We start from the raw sequence: 24,821 nt of genomic DNA on the forward strand, positions 1-24,821 counted from the left end.
GAGTGTATGAGATATTTAACTGCAGGAGAATCACACGGTCCCCGTCTGACGGCTATTATCGAAGGAATTCCCGCTGGACTTCCTTTGACAGCAGAGGACATCAATGGGGATCTTAAACGCCGTCAGGGTGGCTATGGTCGTGGTGGGCGTATGAAGATTGAGAGTGACCAGGTTGTCTTTACTTCGGGCGTTCGCCACGGGAAGACGACAGGGACTCCCATTACCATGGATGTCATCAACAAAGACCACCAAAAATGGCTGGATATCATGTCTGCCGAGGACATTGAAGACCGCCTTAAAAGCAAGCGAAAAATCACCCATCCACGTCCAGGTCACGCCGATTTGGTTGGGGGGATCAAGTACCGTTTTGATGATTTGCGAAATTCCTTGGAACGTTCATCAGCTCGTGAAACAACTATGCGGGTGGCAGTTGGAGCAGTAGCTAAACGTCTCTTAGCTGAGCTGGATATGGAGATTGGTAATCATGTCGTAGTTTTTGGTGGCAAGGAAATCGATGTACCTGAAAATCTGACGGTTACGGAGATTAGGGAACGAGCTGCCCAGTCTGAAGTTTCTATTGTCAACCAAGAACGAGAACAAGAAATCAAGGATTATATTGACCAAATCAAGCGTGACGGTGATACTATCGGTGGGGTTGTGGAGACAGTCGTCGGAGGCGTTCCAGTTGGCCTTGGATCCTATGTTCAATGGGACAGAAAATTGGATGCGCGATTGGCCCAAGCAGTTGTTTCTATTAATGCCTTTAAAGGGGTGGAATTTGGTCTCGGCTTTGAAGCTGGTTACCGTAAAGGCAGCCAAGTCATGGATGAAATTCTCTGGTCTAAAGAAGACGGCTATACTCGTCGTACTAACAATCTGGGCGGTTTTGAAGGTGGTATGACCAATGGGCAACCCATCGTTGTTCGAGGTGTCATGAAACCCATTCCCACTCTCTACAAACCATTGATGAGTGTGGATATCGAAACTCACGAACCTTACAAGGCAACTGTGGAAAGAAGTGATCCGACCGCTCTTCCAGCAGCAGGTGTGGTCATGGAAGCTGTTGTGGCAACAGTTCTGGCACAAGAAATCCTTGAAAAATTTTCATCGGACAACCTAGAGGAATTAAAAGAAGCGGTAGCCAAACACCGTGAGTATACAAAGAACTATTAAGGAGTCTCTATGGCAAAAACCATCTATATCGCAGGTCTCGGTTTGATTGGTGCCTCGATGGCGCTCGGTATCAGGCGCGATCATCCGGATTATGAAATTTTGGGTTATAATCGCAGTCAGGCTTCGAGAGACATTGCCTTGGAGCGGGGGATGATTGACCGTGCGACGGATGATTTTGCCAGTTTCGCTCCCCTAGCAGATGTCATCATCCTGACCTTACCAATCAAACAGACCATTGCTTTTATTAAGGAGCTGGCAAACTTAGACTTGAAAGAAGGCGTCATTATCTCGGATGCTGGCTCGACCAAGTCAGCCATTGTGGATACAGCGGAGCAGTATTTGGCTGGCAAGCCTGTTCGCTTTGTTGGGGCCCATCCCATGGCTGGTAGCCACAAGACAGGAGCCGCCTCTTCAGATGTTAATCTCTTTGAAAATGCCTATTATATCTTCACACCTTCGAGCCTGACAAGTCCTGACACACTTGAGGAAATGAAGGACTTGCTTTCAGGCCTTCATGCTCGTTTTATCGAGATTGATGCCAAGGAGCATGATCGGGTGACTTCTCAGATTAGCCATTTCCCACATATTCTGGCTTCCAGTCTGATGGAGCAGACAGCAATCTATGCTCAAGAACATGAGATGGCAAGGCGCTTTGCGGCGGGAGGATTTCGAGATATGACTCGAATTGCGGAAAGCGAGCCAGGTATGTGGACTTCTATTCTCTTGTCCAATCGCGAGACCATCCTAGAGCGGATTGAGGATTTCAAGGAACGCTTAGATGAGATTGGTCAGGCTATTAGCAAGGGGGAAGAAGAGCAGATTTGGAACTTTTTCAACCAAGCGCGTGAACAACGTCAGGCCATGGAAATCCATAAATGTGGTGGTGTGGATAGTTCTTATGACCTCTATGTCGACGTTCCCGATGAAGAAGATGTCATCTTGCGGATTTTGGAATTGCTACGAGGAACTTCCTTGGTCAACATCCACATTAACGAGGAAAACCGTGAGGATGTTCATGGGATTCTACAAATTTCCTTTAAAAATGCTCAGGATCTGGAACGAGCTGAGCGCTTAATTTCAGAAAATACGGACTACACAGTCGTCATCAAATAAGGAGAAAATCATGTCAAATATTTACGATAGTGCAAACGAACTCAGTCGAGGATTACGCGAATTACCAGAATACAAGGCTGTCAAGGCAGCCAAAGATGCCATCCAAGCAGATGAACAAGCTGGCAAGATTTTTGCAGACTACCTCGCCTTCCAGCAAGAAATCCAAGTCATGGCGCAAACTGGACAAATGCCAGATGCTTCTTTCCAAGAGAAGATGCAGTCCTTCAGCAAGCAAATCCAAGAAAACGCTCTTTTGTCAGATTTCTTTGTCAAGCAGCAACAATTATCGATTTACCTTTCAGACATTGAAAAAATAGTCTTTGAACCTGTTTCAGAATTATTGAAATAGTATTTTATCTGTATAAAAGCCAGAAATTTCAGGAATTTCTGGCTTTTTTGTGATAAAATAAGAAAAAGTATTGCAAGTATGAGGTCAACTATGAAACTAAAAACAGACATTCGCCACTTACATGGCAGTATCCAAGTTCCAGGTGACAAGTCTATCAGCCATCGTTCGATTATCTTTGGAAGTTTAGCTGAAGGTGAGACCAAGGTTTATGATATTTTGCGTGGTGAGGACGTGCTCTCAACCATGCAGGTTTTTCGTGACCTTGGTGTAGAGATTGAGGATAAAGACGATGTGATTACGATTCAAGGTGTGGGGATGGATGGCCTTAAAGCTCCGCAGAACGCCTTGGATATGGGAAATTCTGGCACCTCGATTCGTCTGATTTCAGGTGTACTTGCTGGAGCTGATTTTGAAGTAGAGATGTTCGGAGACGACAGTCTATCCAAACGTCCTATGGACCGTGTGACCCTTCCACTGAAAAAGATGGGTGTCAGCATTTCAGGGCAAACAGAGCGAGACCTGCCTCCTCTTCACTTGAAAGGTACTAAAAAACTAACACCAATTCACTATGAGTTGCCAATCGCCTCTGCCCAAGTCAAGTCTGCCTTGATATTTGCTGCCTTGCAGGCTCAGGGTCAGTCAGTTATTATCGAGAAAGAATGCACTCGTAACCATACAGAAGATATGCTACAGCAATTTGGTGGCCATTTAAATGTGGACGGAAAGAAAATCACAGTTCAAGGACCGCAAAAGCTAACAGGACAAAAAGTTATCGTTCCAGGAGATATTTCCAGTGCCGCCTTTTGGTTAGTTGCTGGTTTGATTGTTCCAGATTCTCGTGTTGTGCTGAAGAATGTGGGCATCAATGAAACGCGTACTGGTATTATTGATGTCATTCGTGCCATGGGTGGAAAACTAGAAATAACTGAAATCGACCCAGTCGCAAAATCTGCAACCCTAACTGTCGAGTCTTCTGACTTGAAAGGAACAGAAATTGGGGGAGCCTTGATTCCACGTTTGATTGATGAATTGCCCATTATTGCCCTTTTAGCGACCCAAGCACAAGGTGTCACAGTTATTAAGGATGCTGAGGAACTCAAGGTCAAGGAAACTGACCGTATTCAGGTGGTGGCTGACGCCTTAAATAGCATGGGCGCGGAAATCACACCTACGGCAGATGGAATGATTATCAAGGGGAAATCATCCCTTCATGGTGCTAGAGTCAATACTTTCGGTGACCACCGTATCGGCATGATGTCAGCCATTGCTGCTCTTCTAGTAAGGGACGGAGAAGTCGAGCTGGAACGTGCTGAAGCCATCAATACCAGTTATCCTAGCTTCTTTGATGATTTGGAGACTTTGATTCATGGCTAAGGTATTACTCGGGTTTATGGGGGCTGGGAAATCCACAATCGCAAGAGGTTTAGACCCAGACTACCTCGATATGGATGCCTTAATTGAGGAACGCTTAGGTATGTCTATTGTGAATTTTTTCGAAGAAAAAGGAGAAGTGGCCTTTCGTCAGGTGGAGTCAGAAGTTTTAGCGGATTTACTAAAAACGGACCGAGTTGTGTCAACTGGTGGAGGCGTTGTTATTTCTCAGAGAAATCGTGACTTGCTCAAGCAAAATCCTGATAATATCTATCTGAAAGCAGACTTTGAAACTCTTTACCAACGTATCGCAGCTGATAAGGACAATCAACGGCCGCTTTTTCTCAACAACAGCAAGGAAGAGTTGCGAGAGATTTTTCAAGAAAGACAGGCTTGGTATGAGGAAGTAGCCAGTCGAGTTTTGGATGTGACCAAGCTAAGCCCAGAGGAAATTATAGAGGAACTGAGATGAGAATTGCCTATCTAGGTCCTAAGGGATCTTTTTCGCACCACGTCGTGCAGACTGCTTTTCCTGATGAGGAATTACAAGCCTTTGCCAACATCACAGATGTTATTAAGGCCTATGAACAAGGATTGGTGAACTATTCGGTGGTGCCAGTTGAAAACTCCATTGAGGGAAGTGTGCATGAAAGCTTGGACTATCTTTTTCATCAGGCGAACATTCAGGCTGTTGCAGAAATAGTACAACCCATTCATCAGCAACTGATGGCAGTTCCTGGTCATACTAAGATTGAAAAGATTTTTTCACACCCACAAGCTCTGGCTCAAGGAAAGAAATTCATAGAGGAGCATTATCCAGAAGCCCAGCTTGAAGTGACGGCAAGTACAGCCTATGCAGCTCGCTTCATAGCTGAACATCCAGACCAGCCTTTTGCAGCTATTGCCCCTAGAAACTCCGCTGCTGAGTATGGTTTGGAATTGATAGCAGAAGATATCCAAGAAATGGAAGCCAATTTCACGCGTTTTTGGGTTTTAGGGTCTGAGATTCCCACTATCCCTTTGCGATCACAAACTGAAAAAATGAGTTTGGCCTTAACCTTACCGGACAACCTTCCAGGTGCCCTCTACAAGGCTCTTTCAACCTTCGCTTGGCGAGGTATTGACTTAACCAAGATAGAAAGTCGTCCCCTCAAAACGGCACTTGGTGAGTACTTTTTCATCATAGATGTGGATTATAGTGCCAAAGAGCTGGTTCATTTTGCCAAACAAGAACTTGAAACAATTGGGATCCAGTACAAGATACTGGGAATCTACCCTATTTTCACCATTAGGGATTTAGGAAAGGAGAGCCTATGAGCAAAGAAAGCCCTTTAAGTCATCATGAGCAGTTACGCTATGACTATCTTTTTAAGAATATTCACTACCTAAATGACAGAGAAAAGAGAGAATTTGACTATTTAAAAAGAAAAATGGACGGTGGATTTTCCTCTAATGAAGTTGAAAGGGGAAAAAATCTAGGGAAGGACATTGGGATTCCACAATATTCCAACCAAAGTCGCTCGAATAGACATCAGAAAATTCCCTCTCTTCCAAAAGTGAAAAAGAAGAAACCAAGAAGATTTTTTAAACGAGTTCTAATTTGGCTTTTATTGCTAATAACCTGTGTAGCTGCGGGCATGATTTTTATGTTTCTTCGAGGTTTCCAGTCCACAAATTCTGCCAAAAATCCTTCCAATGCACGGGCAGCTCAGGTTGAAGTTTTTAATGGTCAAGATACTAAAGACGGGGTGAACATCCTAATCATGGGGACAGATGGCCGTATTGGTCAAAACAGTGCAGAAACTCGCACAGACACGATTATGGTGTTGAATGTTAGTGGTTCGGATAAGAAGATCAAGCTAGTCAGCTTCATGCGTGACAACCTAGTCTATATTGATAGCTACAGCCAGATTGTGAATGGAAAGAAGCAGAGGGATAACAAACTCAACGTAGCCTATGAACTTGGGGAGCAGGAGGAACAAAAAGGAGCAGAAATGGTTCGCAAGGTTTTAAAAGATAACTTTGATTTGGACATTAAGTATTATGCTCTAGTGGATTTTCAGGCCTTTGCAACTGCCATTGATACTCTATTTCCTGATGGGGTGACCATCGATGCTCAATTCTCAACATTGAATGGTCAGCCTCTGACAGAAGCTACAGTTGGAGATGATCTTCATGCAACAGAAACAGAGTCGCCAACTCAAACCATCAAAGTTGGGAAACAGCAGATGAATGGGTCTACCTTGCTGAACTATGCTCGCTTCCGTGATGATGATGAAGGAGACTACGGACGTACCAAACGTCAACAGCAGGTCATGTCAGCTGTTCTTGAGCAAATTAAAGACCCGACTAAACTCTTTACAGGTTCAGAGGCGCTTGGAAAGGTCTTTGGAATGACTTCAACCAATCTACCGTATAGCTTCTTATTGACCAATGGTTTGTCAGTTATCGAAGGCGCACAGAATGGTATTGAAAGGTTGACGGTGCCAGAACTTGGCGATTGGGTAGACGCTTATGATGTCTACGGAGGACAAGGTCTACTTGTCGACCAGAACAAATACCGGACTAAACTCGCCCAAATGGGAATGAGATAAGAGATAGATAAATAAAAATCAAAGCTTCATTCACCAGTAAAAATGGTGGATTGGGCTTTGATTTTTTACGGTATCTGATGGATTTTTAAGGCTTTTTTATGGTATAATAAAACGATATAACTCGTTATTGGACAGAAGAGGAGAGACATGAGTGATTTGAAAGCGATTCAGGCTCGTAGTCTGGAAATGGCTGAATATTTCGTCGCATTTTGCAAAGAACATAATTTGTTGTGCTATCTCTGTGGTGGAGGAGCGATTGGTGCCCTTCGCAACAAGGGCTTCATTCCTTGGGATGATGACCTAGATTTTTTCATGCCTCGCAAGGACTATGAAAAGTTAGCCGAACTATGGCCTCGTTATGCAGATAAGCGTTATTTCTTGTCAAAGAGTCACAAGGATTTTGTAGACCGTAACCTTTTTATTACCATTCGTGATAAGGAAACGACCTGTATCAAGCCTTATCAGCAGGATTTGGATTTGCCACACGGTTTGGCCTTGGACGTTTTGCCTTTGGATTATTATCCTAAAAATCCAGCTGAGCGTAAGAAACAGGTTCGCTGGGCCTTGATTTATTCCCTTTTCTGTGCGCAAACTATCCCAGAAAAGCATGGTGCAGTCATGAAATGGGGAAGTCGTATTTTACTCGGTTTGACTCCTAAATCTCTACGTTATCGCATTTGGAAAAAAGCTGAAAAAGAAATGACCAAGTATAGTCTGGCTGAGAGCGATGGAATCACGGAATTATGCTCAGGTCCTGGCTACATGAGAAACAAGTACCCAATCGCATCCTTTGAAGATAATCTCTTCTTGCCATTTGAAGGGACTGAGATGCCCATTCCAGTCGGTTATGATGCCTATCTCAGCACTGCTTTTGGGGACTATATGACACCGCCACCAGCAGACAAGCAAGTACCGCATCATGATGCTATTATAGCAGACATGGACAAGAGCTACACAGAGTACAAGGGAGAATACGGAGCATGATGGGAGAAAAAATAAGCGTTATAGTTCCAGTCTACAATGTAGAAGCCTATCTGGAGCGATGTGTGGAGTCGATTCTTCAACAGACTTATACCCATTTTGAGTTAATCCTAATCAACGATGGTTCTACTGATTCCAGCGGACAGATCTGTGATCACTTAGCATCTCAGTATGAGAATATCAAGGTTTATCATATCGGAAATGCTGGTGTTTCAAATGCTAGAAATATGGGAATTCAGCTAGCGACGGGTTCTTGGGTTACCTTTATTGATAGCGATGATTTCGTTACCCAGGATTACCTAGCTACTTTAGCAAGTGCAGTTGAAGGGGTGAATGTAGGCTTTGTAATTGCTCCTCTGCACCATATCAAAAACGGCATTGTAACAGACCTACCTTCACATTCTGGAAAAACAGAACTCTGGTCAACAGAAGAAACCATGAAGGAACTACTGATGACTACTAGAACTTCATTTTTTCCAGTCGCAAAACTGTTTAAGAGAGACCTGCTTGCGGATGAAAAGTTTAATACAAATTATCACCTAGCTGAAGATGCCTTATTTTTAACTGAATTGCTACTAAAGACAAGATGTAGTAGCGTATTTATTGACAAACCAATTTATTATTATGATCATCGTGAGGGAAGTGCAACAACATCTGTTAATCAGCATGTGTTTGACACGATAGAAGTTTATAAGCACATAATTGCTCAAGTATCACAAGCTTTTCCTGATTTAAAACCTGAATTGAAAAATAGAGAATGTTGGTCGTACATCACAGTTTACGATAAAATCATCTTTACTTCATCTGAAGAGTATCAAAAGGAGAAAGCCGAGCTGAGGACTTGGATTGTTCAGCACCGACGCGAAATATGGAAGGATGCTTATTTTACTACATTTCGCAAGGTAGCGATCCTTTCACTTGTCATTTCTCCATGGCTATATAAGAAAATTGTTGGATTAAAAAACTAATATCATGAGAAGGAGTTGAAAATGAATTTTTCAAAAATGGATGAATACTTTGAAAAATCAAAACTATGGATTGCATATCTATTTGTTTTTATTTCGATTTTAAGTATGAGTTCACTGGTTTATAAGGTAGCAAATCCAATCTATAAGGGATTGTCAGCGATTGTTGTACTTTATATTTGCTACACATTGTTGTTTAAGTGGAAACAGATTACAGTAGATCGAAAGTTTTTGGTCTTATTTGGCTTGTTATCTGGGAGTCATCTGCTATCGGCAGTATTCAATCGCTCTGGACATTTGATTGGAAATGTGATTGAAATCCTTTTCATGGTAACCTATGTTTTATTATTTACCATGTTACAATCGGGGCAACTTAAAAAATTATTTGACTGGATTGCCTATACGGTTCAAATTGTATCTTTTTCTTCAGCAATTTTTGCGTTTGGTTTATTGGTAAGTAGAGTCCTTATCCTATTTAAGATTGGCGAACAATCTTATTACTATGGTGTTATGAATGGACGTCTGTGGGGGATTGTCAATCCTAATGCTAGTGCGATATTTTCATACATTAGCATTATTTTGGCTATGTATCTGATCCATAAAGGAAGTAAATATTCTGTATATCTTAAACTGAACAATGTGATTCAATTAGTATACTTTGCTACTATGCAAAGTCGAGGAGCCTTACTTTCTTTACTCCTCATGATTGGGCTTTATAGTTTCTTTGCTACTAGAGGAAGTCTCATTAAACGATTTCTTACTTTTATTGTTGCTAGTTCGCTGGTTACTGCTACCAACATTGGATTAAGCTATGCAACTTCAATTTATATCTCATCTGAAACTGCGACTGTTTTTGACTTAAATAAAGGACAGTCCTACGCTGAGACAGATTCGTCTGTTACCAAGAAGAATGGTGAACTCCATCTAATTGAAACAACACCAAGTGGTAGGACCTATATCTGGAAAAATGCCATCAAGATGGGAAGTGCCAAACCAATTTTTGGTTACGGTGTACGGAATGTCCCAGATTATTACACAGAATATTTCAGTAAATTTGAGATTCAAAACTCCCTTATCGGTGGGAATTTCCATAACATTCTTGTGACCATATTTGTCAGTTCAGGAGTTCTAGGCTTGGTATCCTTCCTTCTTATACTGGCTTATGTCATCAAGCGCTTTTTAACGTATTTGATTGTTTCCAAGAAAAATACTGATAAATTGATCATGATTCTTTTCTTCGGTATCTTGTTTGGTCAATTATTTGAAAGTCAGATTATGTATTCAACCAACTTTATTAATATCATCTTCTGGCTAGCGATTGGCTATGGACTCGTAGTCTGCAAACGAGATGAAGGAGTTCGGTACCAAGAAGTAACAGATGTCAATGAAATTCAACAGATGGAACTTGGAATCATGGAGTACATTCATGAGGTTTGTCAGAAAATTGGTGTCAAGTATTTCCTAGCATATGGAAGTCTAATTGGTGCGGTTCGCCATAAAGGTTTTATTCCTTGGGATGATGACATGGACATCTGCATGCTAAGAGAAGATTATGAAAAGTTGCAAGATTACCTTATCGCTAACCCTGATGAGCGTTACGAGGTCATGTCTCATAAAAATAATCTCAACTATGTCTATCCTTTTATGAAAGTGCAGGATAACCATACCTACTTGCTAGAAGAAGATGTACGAATTGATTCCAATATGGGAATCTATGTGGATATTTTCCCTGTAGATGGTTATGAAGATGATGCGGACTTTAAAAATAAAATGACGAAACTGATAAAGAAACGTCAATTAAGTTGTTACACTTTTAAAGGAATTACCAACACGAAAAGTCTACTGAATTCTTTGATTCGTTATATTTCTGTTGTCATTTTCTATTTCACAAATACGAATAAGTATGTTGAGCAAATTGATGAGCTTGCTAAATCTAGAGCAGTTGCTGACTACGAGCAAGTTGACTATTTGATTTACAAGGATATGAATAAGCCAGTTTGGAAACGTGAGTGGTTAGAACAAGTGATTGTGGGAACGTTTGAAGGCAAGGAATTTATGATTCCAAAACACTACCATGAAATTTTGACCTCTGACTATGGAGATTACATGCAATTGCCCCCTCTTGAACAGAGAGTATCTCACCATGATTTCAAACTGTGGAAAATCACTAAAAGTTCTAAGTAAGCAAATCGCAGTTAAAAATCGTTTAAAAAATTAGTCAAAATTAGGAGAATAGAACGTATGTCTGAGAGAGTTTTAAGTCTTGAAGAAATAAAACAAGTGGAGTTGGATATTTTAAAGTATCTACATGAATTATGTGAACAGCATCAAATTAAATATTTTATTGATTTTGGAACCTTACTAGGAGCTGTCCGCCATAAAGGATTTATCCCTTGGGATGATGATACGGATATTTCTTTGGCGCGAGATGAATTTGAAAAGCTTTATAAGGTTTTAAAAAATGAGAATCATCCCTACTACAAATTGATTTCATTTAGAGAAACAAAAGGCTATCCGTACAGTTATATGCGTGTCCATGATATTAGAACACGTAGAGATGCCAATCTTCTGGACCCGACAGTCGTATTGGGAACTTGTGTTGACATTTTTCCATACGATGGTGTCGTGACGGAGGAAAGTGATTGTAAGAAAATGAAGCTCTATAAACATTTTGTCCGCCTTTCTTCTTTGAATTTCAAAGGAATTAAATCAGAAAATGGGGGGCTAAAAAATCTGCCTCGTTATATTGGATCAGCTATTTTCCGTCTAAGCTCTCCACAAACTTGGAATCAAAAATTAGAGAACCTTGCTTTGAAATATAGTGTAAATCAAGCTACAGATCTTACCTGTACGATATTTGATCCAAGCTTTCCAGAGGGAATCAAAAAAGAATGGCTCTATGATCTGATTGATATGCCATACGAAAACATCGTAGTGAAGGCTCCGAGAAAATACCATGAAATTCTTGTCTACGAATTTGGATCAGACTATATGACTCCACCACCTGTTGAACAGCAGGTTCCAGGAACTGATAAGAATTATTGGATTGATTAGTAAGAGATTGTTTTCATCGAGAAAGGAGTGTTCAAAATGAAGAATAAAGGATTAGTTAAATCAGTCAGTTATAGTTTATTTGCTTTCCTTTTTTTGTTGGTTGGTTTATCGCAACAAGTTGATGCGAACACCATTACTGCTGGTTCAGGTAATCGTATCCATTTCATAAATACTAAAGCAAAATCCGGGAGTGATGCTATCCTTCTGGAAAGCAATGGTCATTATGCCTTGATTGATATGGGGGAAGATTATGACTTTCCTGATGGAAGTGACCCACGCTATCCAAGCCGCTGGGGAATTTCCATGAGAAATTATCAAGTCTTGGAAGACCGTTTGATTCGCCATCTTGATCAGATTGGTGTTAAAAAATTAGATTTTATTTTGGGAACCCATGTACATAGTGACCATATCGGCGGAGCAGATGAGATACTTAATCGTTACCAAGTTGATAAGTTTTATTTGAAAAAATATTCAGATGATCGGATCACAGCGAACTGGGGACTATGGGATAATCTTTTCAATTATGATAATGCTTTGAGAGCAGCTCAAAAACGAGGAGTTACTCTTATTCAGAATATTACAGACGAGGATAGTCACTTTAAATTAGGTGATATGGATATCCAACTCTATAATTATAAGAATGAATATGATGCTGAGGGGAATCTGAAAAAAGTTCTAGATGATAACTCCAACTCTATCGTTTCAGTGGTGACTGTGGCAGGAAAGAGAATCTACCTTGGTGGAGATTTGGATAATGCCGAAGGGGCAGAAGATAAGTTAGGCCCAGTTATCGGCAAGGTTGATATGATGAAATGGAATCATCATTATGATGCGACAATTTCAAATACGATTAATTTTCTTGAAAACCTATCTCCAAAGATGATTATTCAGACAACTGGTGGTGATATTAATGTTGCTTCAACCAGAGAATATCTCCAAAAGAAAAATATTCAAGTTCTCAGAGCTTCTAGTCAAACTCAAGATGCTACCGTTTTTGATATTAGTGATAGCGGATTTGCCAATGTTTCTAATCTCTTCCCGAACATCCCTGTAGTTGACGAAAAATGGTATCAAGAAGGTAGCTACTGGAAATATCGCTTGGCTGACGGGGAAATGGCTATCGGTTGGAAAGAGATTGGCGGAGCCACTTACTTCTTTAATGGAAAAGGGCAAATGCAAGCAGGACGCTGGCTTCACCTTAATGACGATTGGGGAGAAAATGCCAAGGGAAATGACTACTATTTGAACCAAAATGGTAAAATGCAAACTGGCGGTTGGTTCAAGCTGGATGGCTCTTGGTATTATATCCAATCAAATGGCGCTAGACGATTTAGTGAGCTTTCTGAAATTGGAGGGAAGAAATATCTCTTTGCAGAAGATGGTAAGATGCTAACAGGATATCAAGTCTTTAATGGCAAGAAAATGTTCTTTAGCGAAAGTGGTGCACTCCAAACAGCAGGTAAACCTTTAACTTGGCAAAAGATTGATTCAGATTGGTATTTCTATGATGAGGATGGGCTAAAGACCATTGGTAAAAAGAATATCAATGGAAGCACATATTACTTTAATCAAGAAGGTGTGATGCAAACCGGTTGGGCCTTTGTTGATGGTCACTGGAACTATTTTGCAAGTTCAGGAGCTATGAAAACAGGCTGGATCAAGGATCAGGATACTTGGTATTATCTGGATAAAGATGGTATCATGCTCACTGGAAAACAAGAAATCAACAGTACTCGTTACTATTTGAACGCTAGTGGTGCAATGCAAACAGGCTGGAAATGGCTAGAGAACAATTGGTATTACTATGCGAACTCAGGAGCTATGAAAACTGGCTGGATTAAGGATAATGAGAAATGGTATTACCTAAATCAAGATGGTATTATGCAGACTGGGAAACAAGAAATCAATGGTACGCGCTACTATTTGAATACCAGCGGTGCCATGCAAACAGGCTGGCAGTGGCTTGATAAACACTGGCATTACTACGCTGACTCAGGAGCTATGAAGACTGGTTGGTTGAAGGATCAAGGAACATGGTATTATCTTGAAGATCAGGAAGGTATCATGTTGGTTGGCCTCCATCAAGTGGATGGTAAGCAATATTACTTTAGTGCATCAGGTGCCATGCAGATAGGCTGGAAATGGTTTGATAATCATTACCGTTACTTTGAAGCAAATGGAGCTATGAAAACAGGTTGGATAAAGGATAAAGGAATCTGGTATTATCTCAATCCTGAAGATGGCATCATGTTGGTTGGCCTTCATAAAGTAAATGGTGATCATTATTACTTTGATGAATCAGGAGCTATGCAGACCGGTTGGAAACGGCTTGACGGTAATTGGTACTATTTCCAAACAGATGGTTCCTTGTTGAAAAATGCCACCACACCGGATGGTTATAAGGTAAACGAGGAAGGCATTTGGAGACAGGCTGTTGCTGCTGTAAATGGTGAAGTAGATCAGTCAGAAAAGAAGCAAGAAGCTAATTCCTCTATTGCTGAACAGCCAAAACAAGATTCAAATCTAGAAGCCAATACTTCTGACAAGAAAGAAAAAGAATAAATAAGAAACACCCTACTGATAAACGAGCGTTTATCAGTAGGGTGTTCTTTTAGTTTCTTTTGATCTTAGCTAATACTAGGTTCAGTGCATAGTGAAGTGTTTTATCCTTAGTGAGAAAGAGTGTTAAGAGATAGTAGATTCCACAAGTAGCTATGGTAGAGAGAACCATGAGAATCATATTGAAGTTTACTGCATAGGAATTGATTTGGAAAATCATCTTGAAAATATAGAAGATCGGGATAAATCCAAGGGATATGAGACCATAACGTGTTAAGGTTACAAAAATTTCTTTTAAATTGATTAGTTGGTGTTTCCTAATAAAATGAATTTCTAAGAGAACAACGATGGCTTCCGCAATAATGGTAGTAGTAATATAATACTCAGGGGCAAAAATATTATTGATATACAAGATACAGTTGAAGAGGAGATTTGCTCCACCACCAGCAAAGTAGAAAGCAGTCAAGCGGTTCTCGTGGTCATTGATAAAGATAATTTGCTTACCAAGAATCAATTCAATAGCCCAGATAATGGTTCGAAAGGCGAAGACGCTGGTCACGATACCTGCCTCAAGATACTTTTCAGAAGAGTAGATAACCGTTGCGTACTTTCCCAAAATCATAATCCCAAAACTAGTTGGAATCATGAGAAAATAGAATAATGATGCCGCTTGATTTACAAGATAATTATAAGAATTGTAATCCTTTTTCCCGAGGTAGTAGCCGAGACGTGGAATGCTGACACTGATAGCTCCACTTAAGACACCTGCAATCAGCATAACGATGCTATAGGCAATTGTATAATAAGAAATATAGTTTTCATCTGGTCCCTTGGTGATAAACATTCTATCTAGCAAGGTATAAAGCATATTGGCATTTGCCAAGAGAAGCATAGTAAAGAGTGGTTTAGAAGCCTTAGCTAACTCGATGAAACCAATTTTGACAAAGGAAACTTCTCTCTTGATCCAAAGAAAACTAAGGAGGTAGTTGAGAATAGTGGTCGCAGTCATGACGATAGCGTAGGGAACAATATCATCAGCAGTTTTGACAAAGGAAAAGATGGCGACCAGCATGGTAATCCGAATAATCAATGTCTTGTAAAGGATAAAGGCATAGTTTTCATAGGCCTCATTCATCCATTCGATATTGAGGAATTGGAAGAGTGCCTGAGCTCCTAGGATGTAGTAAAGGACTTTCAGGTTCTCAATGCTGGTGTCAAAGAAGATAAAGAGGAAGTAGATACCAGTCGTCAGGAGAGAGGTGAAAACTGAGATATAAAACAACTTAGAAAAGACATAGTTGATTTTATTCTTGTCGTCCTTAACCTTGCTGATAGCACGAATCCCGTAGTTGTAAATACCAAAGGCAGCTAGTGGAATAACAAAGCTAGCCCAGGTATTAGCGGTATTAAAATAACCGTAGTTGGATTTGCTGAGAATCCGCGTCAGATAAGGGTTGGTTATCAGAGGAAAAACGATATTGAGGATATTGACCAGCAAGCTGGCCAAGGCATTTACTTTTATATTTTTCATTGAACTTTCTTTCTTAAATCTAAAATCATATCTAGTATTATATCACATTCTCGCTTCATTCTTTTGATAAAATCGTAAAAATCTAGTATAATAGATAGACTGAAAGCATGAGGTTACTAGATATGAAGATGAAACAAATTAGTGATACAACACTGAAAATCACGATGACTTTAGATGATTTGATGGATCGGGGAATGGAAATCGCAGACTTTCTCGTTCCTCAGGAAAAAACCGAAGAGTTTTTCTATGCTATTTTAGATGAGTTAGAGATGCCCGACAATTTCTTGGATAGTGGTATGCTGAGTTTTCGTGTGACGCCAAAACCAGATAAGGTCGATGTCTTTGTGACCAAGTCCAAGATTGACCAGAACCTAGATTTTGAAGATTTGGCGGACCTACCTGACATGGAAGAGTTGGCCCAAATGTCGCCGGACGAATTTCTCAAAACCTTGGAAAAGAGTATCGCAGAAAAGACCAAGGACGATATTGAAGCTATTCAGTCTCTAGAACAGGTAGAAGTTAAAGAAGAAGAGCAAGAGCAAACAGAAAAGGAAACGGAGAACAAGAAAGAACCTTATATCTACTATATTCTGCGTTTTACAAGCCTTGCTGACTTAGTTGCTTTTGCAAAGACGGTTAACTACCAGATGGAAACATCTGAACTCTATAAGATGAATGGGCACTATTATTTGACAATTTTAGTCGATATTGAAAATCATCCAAGTCCATACCCAGCCTGGCTCTTGGCTCGTATGCGTGAATTCGCAGACGACAGTGATATCAGTCGTTCGGTCTTACAAGAATATGGGCAAATCTTGATCAACCACGATGCAGTTATCGGTCTGCAAAAGATTAGTTCATAGATTTTGAAAATCATTTTCATTTATCAAGAAAGGCGAATCAGATGATTCGTTTTTTCTTTTCTAGACTGAAATAGTGATTTACCATAATAGGAATTTTCACAAAATTCTGTTATAATGGCTATATCAGAAAATTTCGAGGAGATAAACATGACAGTTAAAATCGCTTTACTTGGATTTGGTACCGTTGCAAGTGGTGTGCCATTCCTCCTAAAGGAAAATGGAGAAAAAATCGTTCAGTCAGCTCATTCTGAGATTGAAGTAGCCAAGGTATTGGTTAAGGATGAAGATGAGAAGAACCGCTTACTTGCAGCAGGGAATGACTTTAACTTTGTAACCAATGTAGATGATATTTTATCAGATCAAGACATTACGATTGTAGTAGAATTGATGGGGCGTATCGAACCTGCTAAGACCTTTATCACTCGTGCCTTAGAAGCCGGGAAGCACGTTGTTACTGCAAACAAGGACCTTTTGGCTGTCCATGGAGCAGAATTGTTAGAAATCGCTAAAGAGCACAATGTGGCACTTTACTACGAAGCGGCAGTTGCTGGTGGGATTCCAATTCTTCGTACTTTGGCAAATTCGCTGGCTTCTGATAAAATCACTCGTGTCCTTGGCGTGGTGAACGGAACTTCTAACTTTATGATGACCAAAATGGTCGAAGAAGGCTGGTCTTACGACGATGCTCTGGCTGAAGCGCAACGCCTAGGATTTGCAGAAAGTGATCCTACAAATGACGTAGATGGGATTGATGCAGCTTACAAGATGGTCATTTTGAGCCAATTTGCTTTTGGTATGAAGGTTGCCTTTGACGATGTAGCCCACAAGGGAATCCGCAACATCACACCAGAAGACGTAGCTGTAGCCCAAGACCTTGGCTATGTTGTAAAATTGGTTGGTTCTATCGAGGAAACTCCTTCAGGGATTGCTGCAGAAGTGACGCCAACCTTCCTACCGAAAGCTCACCCACTTGCTAGTGTGAATGGTGTAATGAACGCTGTCTTTGTAGAATCTATCGGTATCGGAGAATCTATGTACTACGGACCAGGTGCTGGTCAAAAACCAACTGCAACAAGTGTTGTAGCGGATATTGTCCGTATTGTTCGTCGCTTGAATGATGGTACCATTGGCAAAGACTTTAACGAGTATAATCGTGACTTGGTCTTGGCTAATCCAGAAGATGTCAAAGCAAACTACTATTTCTCAATCTTGGCACCAGACTCAAAAGGTCAGGTCTTGAAACTGGCTGAAATCTTTAATGCTCAAGATATTTCCTTCAAGCAAATCCTCCAAGATGGCAAAGAGAGTGACAAGGCGCGTGTGGTGATTATTACACATAAGATCAATAAAGCACAACTTGAGAATGTTTCAGCTGAGTTGGCCAAAGCTTCAGAATTTGACCTCTTGAATACCTTCAAGGTGTTAGGAGACTAGGATGAAGATTATTGTACCTGCAACAAGTGCCAATATCGGGCCAGGTTTTGATTCGGTCGGTGTAGCTGTAACCAAGTATCTTCAAATTGAGGTCTGTGAAGAACGAGATGAGTGGTTGATTGAACACCAGATTGGCAAATGGATTCCACATGACGAGCGTAATCTTTTGCTTAAAATTGCCTTGCAAATTGCGCCAGACTTACAACCGAGACGCTTGAAAATGACCAGTGATGTTCCCCTAGCGCGTGGTTTGGGTTCTTCCAGCTCTGTTATCGTTGCTGGGATTGAACTGGCTAATCAATTAGGTAAGCTCAACTTATCTGACCACGAAAAATTGCAGCTGGCGACTAAGATTGAAGGACATCCTGACAATGTGGCACCAGCTATCTATGGAAATCTTGTTGTTGCGAGTTCCGTTGAAGGGCACGTTTCAGCCATTGTGGCAGACTTCCCAGAGTGTGATTTCCTAGCCTACATTCCAAACTATGAATTGCGTACTCGAGACAGCCGCGGTGTCTTGCCTAAAAAATTGTCCTACAAGGAAGCGGTTGCAGCTAGTTCTATCGCAAATGTTGCTGTTGCGGCCTTGTTGGCAGGAGACATGGTGACAGCTGGACAAGCAATCGAGGGAGACCTCTTCCACGAGCGCTACCGTCAGGATCTGGTGAGGGAATTTGCGACGATTAAGCAAGTGGCTAAAGAAAATGATGCCTATGCAACCTATCTCTCTGGGGCTGGTCCGACAGTTATGGTTCTGGCTTCTCATGACAAGATGCCCAAGATTAAAGCTGAATTGCAAAAGCAGTCTTTCAAAGGCAAACTTCATGATTTGAAGGTTGATACCCAAGGTGTCCGTGTCGAAACAAAGTAAAGAATAGCAGATAGGATGGGGAGAGTCTCGACTAGGGGGCTGCTTCCTGTCCTTTTTTTGAAAAGAAGTCTAGTTAAAAACTTGATAAAGGAGAAACGAAGATGGCAGAAATTTATCTAGCAGGTGGTTGTTTTTGGGGTTTAGAGGAGTATTTTTCCCGAATTTCTGGAGTGCTAGCAACCAGTGTTGGCTACGCTAATGGGCAAGTCGAAACGACCAATTACCAGCTGCTCAAGGAAACAGATCATGCAGAAACGGTTCAAGTAATTTACGATGAGAAGGCAGTGTCACTTAGAGAAATTTTACTTTATTATTTCCGAGTCATTGATCCCTTATCTATCAATCAGCAAGGGAATGACCGTGGTCGTCAATATCGAACTGGAATCTATTACCAAGATGAAACAGACTTGCCAGCTATCTACACAGTGGTGCGGGAGCAGGAGCGCATGCTTGGTCGAAAAATTGCAGTAGAAGTGGAGAAACTTCGCCACTACATTCTGGCGGAAGACTACCATCAAGACTATCTTAAGAAGAATCCTTCAGGTTACTGTCATATCGATGTGACCGATGCTGAGAAGCCATTGATTGATGCAGCAAACTATGAAAAACCTAGTCAAGAGGTGTTAAAGGAAAGTTTATCTGAAGAGTCCTATCGTGTCACCCAAGAAGCTGCTACAGAGGCGCCATTTAGTAATGCCTATGATCAAACCTTTGAAGAAGGAATTTATGTAGACATCACGACGGGTGAACCACTCTTTTTCGCCAAGGATAAGTTTGCTTCAGGTTGTGGTTGGCCAAGTTTTAGTCGTCCGATTTCCAAAGAATTGATTCATTATTACAAAGACCTGAGCCATGGAATGGAGCGAATCGAGGTTCGTTCTCGGTCAGGAAATGCTCACTTGGGTCATGTTTTCACAGATGGACCTCAGGAGTTAGGTGGCCTCCGTTACTGTATCAATTCGGTCTCCTTGCGCTTTGTGGCCAAGGATGAGATGGAAGAAGCAGGATATGGCTATCTATTACCTTACTTAAACAAATAAAACAGAGAGGGTGGGCGCTTCCCACTTTCTTCATTTCCAGAATAAGAATAGAAGGGATCTATGAAACACTTACTATCTTACTTCAAACCCTATATCAAAGAATCCATTTTAGCCCCCTTGTTCAAGTTACTAGAAGCTGTTTTTGAACTCTTGGTTCCCATGGTGATTGCTGGGATTGTTGACCAATCATTGCCCCAGAGGGATCAAGGTCATCTCTGGATGCAGATTGGCCTGCTCCTTATCTTTGCAGTGATTGGCGTTTTAGTGGCATTGGTAGCTCAGTTTTACTCAGCCAAGGCAGCGGTTGGGTTTGCCAAAGAACTGACAAACGACCTCTATCGTCATATTCTTTCCTTGCCCAAGGACAGCAGAGACCGTTTGACAACTTCTAGCTTGGTTACTCGCTTGACTTCGGATACCTACCAAATTCAGACTGGTATCAATCAATTCCTGCGTCTCTTTTTGCGAGCGCCTATTATCGTTTTTGGAGCCATTTTTATGGCCTATCGCATTTCAGCTGAGCTGACTTTCTGGTTTTTGGTCATGGTTGTCATTCTGACCATTGTCATTGTGGGGCTCTCTCGACTGGTCAATCCTCTCTACAGCAGTCTCAGAAAGAAAACGGACCAACTAGTTCAGGAAACGCGCCAGCAATTGCAAGGGATGCGAGTTATTCGTGCTTTTGGTCAGGAAAAACGAGAGTTACAGATTTTTCAGACCCTTAACCAAGTCTATGCCAGTTTGCAAGAAAAGACGGGTTTCTGGGCTACTTTATTAACACCTCTGACCTATCTGATTGTGAATGGGACTCTCCTTGTTATCATCTGGCAGGGTTATATTTCAATTCAAGGAGGTTTACTCAGTCAAGGTGCTCTGATTGCCCTTATCAACTATCTCTTACAGATTTTAGTGGAATTGGTCAAGCTAGCCATGCTGATAAATTCTCTCAACCAGTCCTACATCTCAGCTAAGCGAATCGAGGAAGTCTTTGCTGAGGCTCCAGAAGATATTCATTCAGAATTAGAGCAAAAGCAAGCTACCAGTAATCAGGTTTTACATGTCCAAGAACTGACCTTTACCTATCCTGATGCGGCCCAGCCTTCTCTGAAAGACATTTCTTTTGATATGACTCAAGGTCAAATACTTGGCATCATCGGGGGAACGGGTTCTGGTAAATCAAGCTTGGTACAAGTTTTGCTTGGACTTTATCCAGTCGACAAGGGGAGTATTGCCCTTTATCGAGATGGGCGTAGTCCTTGTAATCTTGAGCAGTGGCGATCTTGGATTGCCTATGTGCCTCAAAAAGTCGAACTCTTTAAGGGAACCATTCGTACCAACTTGACTCTAGGTTTCAATCAAGAACTAACTGACCAAGAACTCTGGCAGGCCTTGGAGATTGCGCAAGCTAAGGATTTTGTCAGTGATAAGGAAGAACTCTTAGATGCCATAGTTGAGGCAGGAGGGCGAAATTTCTCAGGTGGACAAAAACAAAGGCTGTCTATTGCCCGAGCAGTCTTGCGCCGAGCACCTTTTCTCATCCTAGATGATGCAACCTCGGCCCTCGACACCATTACCGAGTCCAAGCTCTTGAGAGCTATCCGAGAAAATCTGCCAGACACGAGCTTAATCTTGATTTCTCAACGAACCTCGACTTTACAGATGGCTGACCAGATTCTCCTCTTGGAAAAAGGTGAGCTCCTAGCTATCGGCAAGCACGAGGACTTGATGAAAAATAGCCAAGTCTATCGGGAAATCAATGCATCCCAACATGGAAAGGAGGACGAGCATGAGACGACAAACTGCAAACCAGACGCTCAAACGTTTGGCTAAAGACCTTGCAAGTCATCCTTTCCTCCTTTTCCTAGCCTTTCTAGGAACTATTGCCCAAGTTGGCTTATCGATCTACCTACCTATTCTGATTGGGCAGGTCATTGACCAAGTCCTGGTGGCTGGCTCTTCACCAGTTTTTTGGCAGATTTTTATTCAGATGATAGTGGTAGTCATAGGAAATACCCTCGTTCAATGGGCCAATCCTCTCCTCTATAATCGCCTAATCTTCTCTTATACAAAAGACTTGCGAGAGCGAATCATTCATAAGCTCCATCGTTTACCGATTGCTTTTGTGGATCGGCAAGGAAGTGGAGAGATGGTCAGTCGTGTGACCACAGACATCGAACAGTTGGCAGCTGGCTTGACCATGATTTTCAATCAATTTTTCATTGGTGTCTTGATGATCTTGGTCAGTATTCTAGCCATGCTCCAAATTCATCTCCTCATGACCCTCTTGGTCTTGCTGTTGACACCCCTGTCCATGGTGATTTCACGTTTTATTGCCAAGAGATCTTATCATCTCTTCCAAAAGCAAACAGAGACGAGGGGAATTCAGACTCAGTTGATTGAAGAATCGCTTAGCCAGCAGACCATTATCCAGTCCTTTAATGCTCAGGCAGAGTTTATCCAAAGACTGCGTGAGGCCAATGACAACTACGCAAGCTATTCTCAGTCAGCTATCTTTTATTCATCAACGGTCAATCCTTCGACCCGCTTTATCAACGCTCTCATTTACGCTCTTCTTGCTGGAGTGGGAGCCTATCGTGTCATGATGGGGTCCACCCTGACTATCGGTCGTTTAGTGACTTTTTTGAACTATGTCCAGCAGTACACCAAGCCCTTTAACGATATTTCTTCTGTTTTAGCCGAGTTGCAAAGTGCTCTCGCTTGCGCAGAGCGCGTCTATGCTGTCTTAGAAAGTCCTGAGGTTGCTGAAACAGGTAAGGAAGTCTTGACCAGTGACCAAGTGAAGGGGGCTATTTCCTTTAAACATGTTTCTTTTGGATACAATCCTGAAAGGATCTTGATTAAGGACTTATCCACCGATATCCCAGCTGGTAGCAAGGTTGCTATTGTTGGTCCTACGGGTGCTGGAAAATCAACCCTCATCAATCTCCTCATGCGTTTTTATCCCATTAACTCGGGAGATATCTTGCTGGATGGGCAATCCATTTATGATTATACCCGAGCATCATTGAGACAACAGTTTGGGATGGTGCTACAGGAAACCTGGCTCAAGCAAGGAACCATTCATGACAATATTGCCTTTGGAAATCCGGATGCCAGTCGAGAGCAAGTGATTGCTGCTGCCAAAGCAGCCAACGCAGACTTTTTCATCCAACAGTTGCCACAGGGATACGATACCAAGTTGGAAAATGCTGGTGAGTCTCTATCTGTCGGTCAAGCCCAGCTCTTGACAATCGCCCGAGTCTTTCTGGCTATTCCAAAGATTCTCATCTTAGACGAGGCGACTTCCTCCATCGATACACGGACAGAGGTGCTAGTTCAGGATGCTTTTGCCAAACTCATGAAGGGGCGCACAAGCTTTATCATTGCTCACCGTTTGTCAACTATTCAGGATGCGGATTTGATTCTTGTCTTGGTAGATGGTGACATTGTGGAGCATGGCAATCATCAGGAGCTCATGGCTAGAAAGGGCAAGTATTACCAAATGCAAAAAGCTGCGGCCTTTAGCTCTGAATAAGTCATTCCTACCCATTTAAATTCTTAATGACACTAAAAGTTGCCTTCGGGTGACTTTTTTGTTACAATAGCTAGAAAAAATCAGGGTCTTAGAAGGAGAAAACAATGAAAGTCTATCATCATGTAAATATCGTGACTTGTGACCAAGATTTCCATGTCTATTTGGATGGTATCTTAGCCGTTAAGGATTCTCAAATCGTCTATGTCGGTCAAGAGAAGCCAGAGATTTTAGATCAAGCTGAGCAGATTATAGACTATCAAGGAGCTTGGATCATGCCTGGTTTGGTCAATTGTCACACCCATTCTGCTATGACAGGTTTGAGAGGGATTCGGGATGACAGCAATCTCCATGAATGGCTCAATGACTATATCTGGCCAGCAGAAGCTGAGTTTACTCCCGACATGACTACCAAGGCGGTCAAAGAAGCTCTGACAGAGATGCTCCAGTCAGGGACAACAACCTTCAACGATATGTATAATCCCAATGGTGTGGATATCCAGCAAATTTATCAGGCAGTGATAGATTCTAAGATGCGTTGTTATTTCTCACCGACCCTCTTTTCTTCAGAGACAGAAACAACTGCTGAGACTATAAGTAGAACACATGACATTATAGAGGAAATTTTAGGATATGAAAATCCAAATTTCAAGGTTATGGTAGCTCCACATTCACCATACAGCTGTAGTAGAGACCTGCTGGAAGCGGGCTTAGATATGGCAAAAGAGCTGGACATTCCTATCCATATCCATGTAGCGGAGACCCAGGAGGAATCAGGAATTATCCTGAAACGATACGGCAAACGTCCCCTTGCCTTTCTCGAAGAATTGGGTTACTTAGACCATCCGTCCGTCTTTGCTCATGGGGTCGAATTAAACGAGCGAGAAATTGAACGTTTGGCAACTTCTCAAGTAGCTATTGCTCATAATCCTATCAGTAATCTCAAACTGGCCTCAGGAATTGCCCCAATCATCCAACTGCAAAAAGCAGGAGTAGCAGTCGGAATTGCGACTGACTCGGTCGCTTCCAATAACAATCTAGATATGTTTGAGGAAGGACGGACTGCAGCCCTTCTTCAGAAAATGAAGAGTGGAGATGCCAGCCAATTCCCCATCGAAACAGCTCTAAAGGCTCTGACGATAGAAGGTGCTAAGGTTCTTGGAATGGAAGATCAGATAGGAAGTCTGGAAGTTGGCAAGCAAGCAGATTTTTTGGTCATTCAACCACAAGGGAAAATCCATCTCCAACCTCAGGAAAATATGCTCTCTCACCTCGTTTATGCAATCAAATCCAGTGATGTTGATGATGTCTATATTGCAGGAGAACAAGTTGTCAAGCAAGGCAAAGTTTTGACGGTAGAGATTTAAAAAAATTTCAAAAAAAGTTTGCAA

At 41.6% G+C, this 24,821-nt stretch carries 20 protein-coding genes; 19 read left to right on the top strand and 1 reads right to left on the bottom strand.

The window, feature by feature from the left end:
- The first annotated feature begins 6 nt into the window (after positions 1–6).
- The 12 genes from aroC (at position 7) to M1F97_RS02020 (ending at position 14,162) form a co-directional block, all read left to right on the top strand.
- A complete protein-coding gene (gene aroC / locus M1F97_RS01965; RefSeq protein ID WP_247944016.1) occupies positions 7–1,173 on the top strand; it encodes a chorismate synthase in 1,167 nt (388 codons plus the stop codon).
- 9 nt (positions 1,174–1,182) lie between these two features.
- On the top strand, positions 1,183–2,286 hold the full coding sequence (locus M1F97_RS01970) for a prephenate dehydrogenase (RefSeq protein WP_247944017.1): 1,104 nt from the start codon (positions 1,183–1,185) through the stop codon (positions 2,284–2,286).
- 10 nt (positions 2,287–2,296) lie between these two features.
- On the top strand, positions 2,297–2,635 hold the full coding sequence (locus M1F97_RS01975) for a YlbF/YmcA family competence regulator (RefSeq protein WP_247944018.1): 339 nt from the start codon (positions 2,297–2,299) through the stop codon (positions 2,633–2,635).
- A gap of 90 nt (positions 2,636–2,725) precedes the next feature.
- Entirely contained in the window at positions 2,726–4,009 is a 1,284-nt protein-coding gene (gene aroA / locus M1F97_RS01980) for a 3-phosphoshikimate 1-carboxyvinyltransferase (protein ID WP_247944019.1), read from the top strand.
- Positions 4,002–4,478, top strand: a complete 477-nt coding sequence (locus M1F97_RS01985) for a shikimate kinase (protein ID WP_247944020.1) — start codon at positions 4,002–4,004, stop codon at positions 4,476–4,478. Before aroA ends, M1F97_RS01985 begins: the two co-directional genes overlap by 8 nt.
- A complete protein-coding gene (pheA, locus tag M1F97_RS01990; protein WP_247944021.1) occupies positions 4,475–5,323 on the top strand; it encodes a prephenate dehydratase in 849 nt (282 codons plus the stop codon). The genes M1F97_RS01985 and pheA overlap by 4 nt, the downstream gene beginning before the upstream one ends.
- Positions 5,320–6,600: an LCP family protein gene (locus M1F97_RS01995; RefSeq protein ID WP_247944022.1), complete on the top strand. Its 1,281-nt coding sequence runs from the start codon at positions 5,320–5,322 to the stop codon at positions 6,598–6,600. Before pheA ends, M1F97_RS01995 begins: the two co-directional genes overlap by 4 nt.
- A gap of 147 nt (positions 6,601–6,747) precedes the next feature.
- The gene (locus M1F97_RS02000; protein WP_247944023.1) at positions 6,748–7,584 is read left to right on the top strand and encodes a LicD family protein; all 837 of its coding nucleotides are present in this window, start codon (positions 6,748–6,750) and stop codon (positions 7,582–7,584) included.
- On the top strand, positions 7,581–8,549 hold the full coding sequence (locus M1F97_RS02005; RefSeq protein ID WP_247944024.1) for a glycosyltransferase family 2 protein: 969 nt from the start codon (positions 7,581–7,583) through the stop codon (positions 8,547–8,549). The genes M1F97_RS02000 and M1F97_RS02005 overlap by 4 nt, the downstream gene beginning before the upstream one ends.
- 21 nt (positions 8,550–8,570) lie before the next feature.
- Positions 8,571–10,730, top strand: coding sequence for a LicD family protein (locus M1F97_RS02010; protein ID WP_169446259.1), 2,160 nt, complete (start codon positions 8,571–8,573; stop codon positions 10,728–10,730).
- 57 nt (positions 10,731–10,787) lie between these two features.
- Complete coding sequence (locus M1F97_RS02015) at positions 10,788–11,600, top strand: LicD family protein (RefSeq protein ID WP_247944025.1); 813 nt, start codon at positions 10,788–10,790, stop codon at positions 11,598–11,600.
- A 36-nt stretch (positions 11,601–11,636) separates the two neighbouring features.
- Positions 11,637–14,162, top strand: coding sequence for an MBL fold metallo-hydrolase (locus tag M1F97_RS02020; RefSeq protein ID WP_247944026.1), 2,526 nt, complete (start codon positions 11,637–11,639; stop codon positions 14,160–14,162).
- Positions 14,163–14,211: 49 nt separating this feature from the next.
- On the opposite strand, the gene M1F97_RS02025 is transcribed toward M1F97_RS02020, so the two are convergent.
- A complete protein-coding gene (locus tag M1F97_RS02025) occupies positions 14,212–15,690 on the bottom strand; it encodes an oligosaccharide flippase family protein (RefSeq protein ID WP_247944027.1) in 1,479 nt (492 codons plus the stop codon).
- 122 nt (positions 15,691–15,812) lie between these two features.
- Between M1F97_RS02025 and mecA the strand changes: the two genes are divergently transcribed.
- The 7 genes from mecA (at position 15,813) to M1F97_RS02060 (ending at position 24,797) form a co-directional block, all read left to right on the top strand.
- Positions 15,813–16,553: an adaptor protein MecA gene (gene mecA / locus M1F97_RS02030; protein WP_247944314.1), complete on the top strand. Its 741-nt coding sequence runs from the start codon at positions 15,813–15,815 to the stop codon at positions 16,551–16,553.
- Positions 16,554–16,700: 147 nt separating this feature from the next.
- On the top strand, positions 16,701–17,987 hold the full coding sequence (locus M1F97_RS02035; RefSeq protein ID WP_247944028.1) for a homoserine dehydrogenase: 1,287 nt from the start codon (positions 16,701–16,703) through the stop codon (positions 17,985–17,987).
- 1 nt (position 17,988) lies between these two features.
- Complete coding sequence (thrB, locus tag M1F97_RS02040; protein ID WP_247944029.1) at positions 17,989–18,858, top strand: homoserine kinase; 870 nt, start codon at positions 17,989–17,991, stop codon at positions 18,856–18,858.
- A 101-nt stretch (positions 18,859–18,959) separates the two neighbouring features.
- Positions 18,960–19,898 carry a peptide-methionine (R)-S-oxide reductase MsrB gene (gene msrB, locus M1F97_RS02045; protein WP_247944030.1) on the top strand — a complete coding sequence of 313 codons (939 nt, stop codon included), beginning with the start codon at positions 18,960–18,962 and terminating at the stop codon, positions 19,896–19,898.
- 60 nt (positions 19,899–19,958) lie between these two features.
- Complete coding sequence (locus M1F97_RS02050; RefSeq protein WP_247944031.1) at positions 19,959–21,728, top strand: ABC transporter ATP-binding protein; 1,770 nt, start codon at positions 19,959–19,961, stop codon at positions 21,726–21,728.
- The gene (locus tag M1F97_RS02055) at positions 21,685–23,433 is read left to right on the top strand and encodes an ABC transporter ATP-binding protein (protein ID WP_247944032.1); all 1,749 of its coding nucleotides are present in this window, start codon (positions 21,685–21,687) and stop codon (positions 23,431–23,433) included. Before M1F97_RS02050 ends, M1F97_RS02055 begins: the two co-directional genes overlap by 44 nt.
- Positions 23,434–23,537: 104 nt before the next feature.
- Complete coding sequence (locus M1F97_RS02060) at positions 23,538–24,797, top strand: TRZ/ATZ family protein (RefSeq protein WP_247944033.1); 1,260 nt, start codon at positions 23,538–23,540, stop codon at positions 24,795–24,797.
- The last annotated feature ends 24 nt before the right edge of the window (positions 24,798–24,821 follow it).

The sequence above is a fragment of the Streptococcus oralis genome, assembly GCF_023110435.1.
GTDB classification, from domain to species: domain Bacteria; phylum Bacillota; class Bacilli; order Lactobacillales; family Streptococcaceae; genus Streptococcus; species Streptococcus oralis_CF.

Excerpts from the sequence above, each read along its gene's own strand:
- aroC (WP_247944016.1), top strand. The coding sequence starts at position 7 with ATGAGATATTTAACTGCAGGAGAATCACACGGTCCCCGTCTGACGGCT.
- M1F97_RS01970 (WP_247944017.1), top strand. The coding sequence starts at position 1,183 with ATGGCAAAAACCATCTATATCGCAGGTCTCGGTTTGATTGGTGCCTCG.
- M1F97_RS01975 (WP_247944018.1), top strand. The coding sequence starts at position 2,297 with ATGTCAAATATTTACGATAGTGCAAACGAACTCAGTCGAGGATTACGC.
- aroA (WP_247944019.1), top strand. The coding sequence starts at position 2,726 with ATGAAACTAAAAACAGACATTCGCCACTTACATGGCAGTATCCAAGTT.
- M1F97_RS01985 (WP_247944020.1), top strand. The coding sequence starts at position 4,002 with ATGGCTAAGGTATTACTCGGGTTTATGGGGGCTGGGAAATCCACAATC.
- pheA (WP_247944021.1), top strand. The coding sequence starts at position 4,475 with ATGAGAATTGCCTATCTAGGTCCTAAGGGATCTTTTTCGCACCACGTC.
- M1F97_RS01995 (WP_247944022.1), top strand. The coding sequence starts at position 5,320 with ATGAGCAAAGAAAGCCCTTTAAGTCATCATGAGCAGTTACGCTATGAC.
- M1F97_RS02000 (WP_247944023.1), top strand. The coding sequence starts at position 6,748 with ATGAGTGATTTGAAAGCGATTCAGGCTCGTAGTCTGGAAATGGCTGAA.
- M1F97_RS02005 (WP_247944024.1), top strand. The coding sequence starts at position 7,581 with ATGATGGGAGAAAAAATAAGCGTTATAGTTCCAGTCTACAATGTAGAA.
- M1F97_RS02010 (WP_169446259.1), top strand. The coding sequence starts at position 8,571 with ATGAATTTTTCAAAAATGGATGAATACTTTGAAAAATCAAAACTATGG.
- M1F97_RS02015 (WP_247944025.1), top strand. The coding sequence starts at position 10,788 with ATGTCTGAGAGAGTTTTAAGTCTTGAAGAAATAAAACAAGTGGAGTTG.
- M1F97_RS02020 (WP_247944026.1), top strand. The coding sequence starts at position 11,637 with ATGAAGAATAAAGGATTAGTTAAATCAGTCAGTTATAGTTTATTTGCT.
- M1F97_RS02025 (WP_247944027.1), bottom strand. The coding sequence starts at position 15,690 with ATGAAAAATATAAAAGTAAATGCCTTGGCCAGCTTGCTGGTCAATATC.
- mecA (WP_247944314.1), top strand. The coding sequence starts at position 15,813 with ATGAAGATGAAACAAATTAGTGATACAACACTGAAAATCACGATGACT.
- M1F97_RS02035 (WP_247944028.1), top strand. The coding sequence starts at position 16,701 with ATGACAGTTAAAATCGCTTTACTTGGATTTGGTACCGTTGCAAGTGGT.
- thrB (WP_247944029.1), top strand. The coding sequence starts at position 17,989 with ATGAAGATTATTGTACCTGCAACAAGTGCCAATATCGGGCCAGGTTTT.
- msrB (WP_247944030.1), top strand. The coding sequence starts at position 18,960 with ATGGCAGAAATTTATCTAGCAGGTGGTTGTTTTTGGGGTTTAGAGGAG.
- M1F97_RS02050 (WP_247944031.1), top strand. The coding sequence starts at position 19,959 with ATGAAACACTTACTATCTTACTTCAAACCCTATATCAAAGAATCCATT.
- M1F97_RS02055 (WP_247944032.1), top strand. The coding sequence starts at position 21,685 with ATGAGACGACAAACTGCAAACCAGACGCTCAAACGTTTGGCTAAAGAC.
- M1F97_RS02060 (WP_247944033.1), top strand. The coding sequence starts at position 23,538 with ATGAAAGTCTATCATCATGTAAATATCGTGACTTGTGACCAAGATTTC.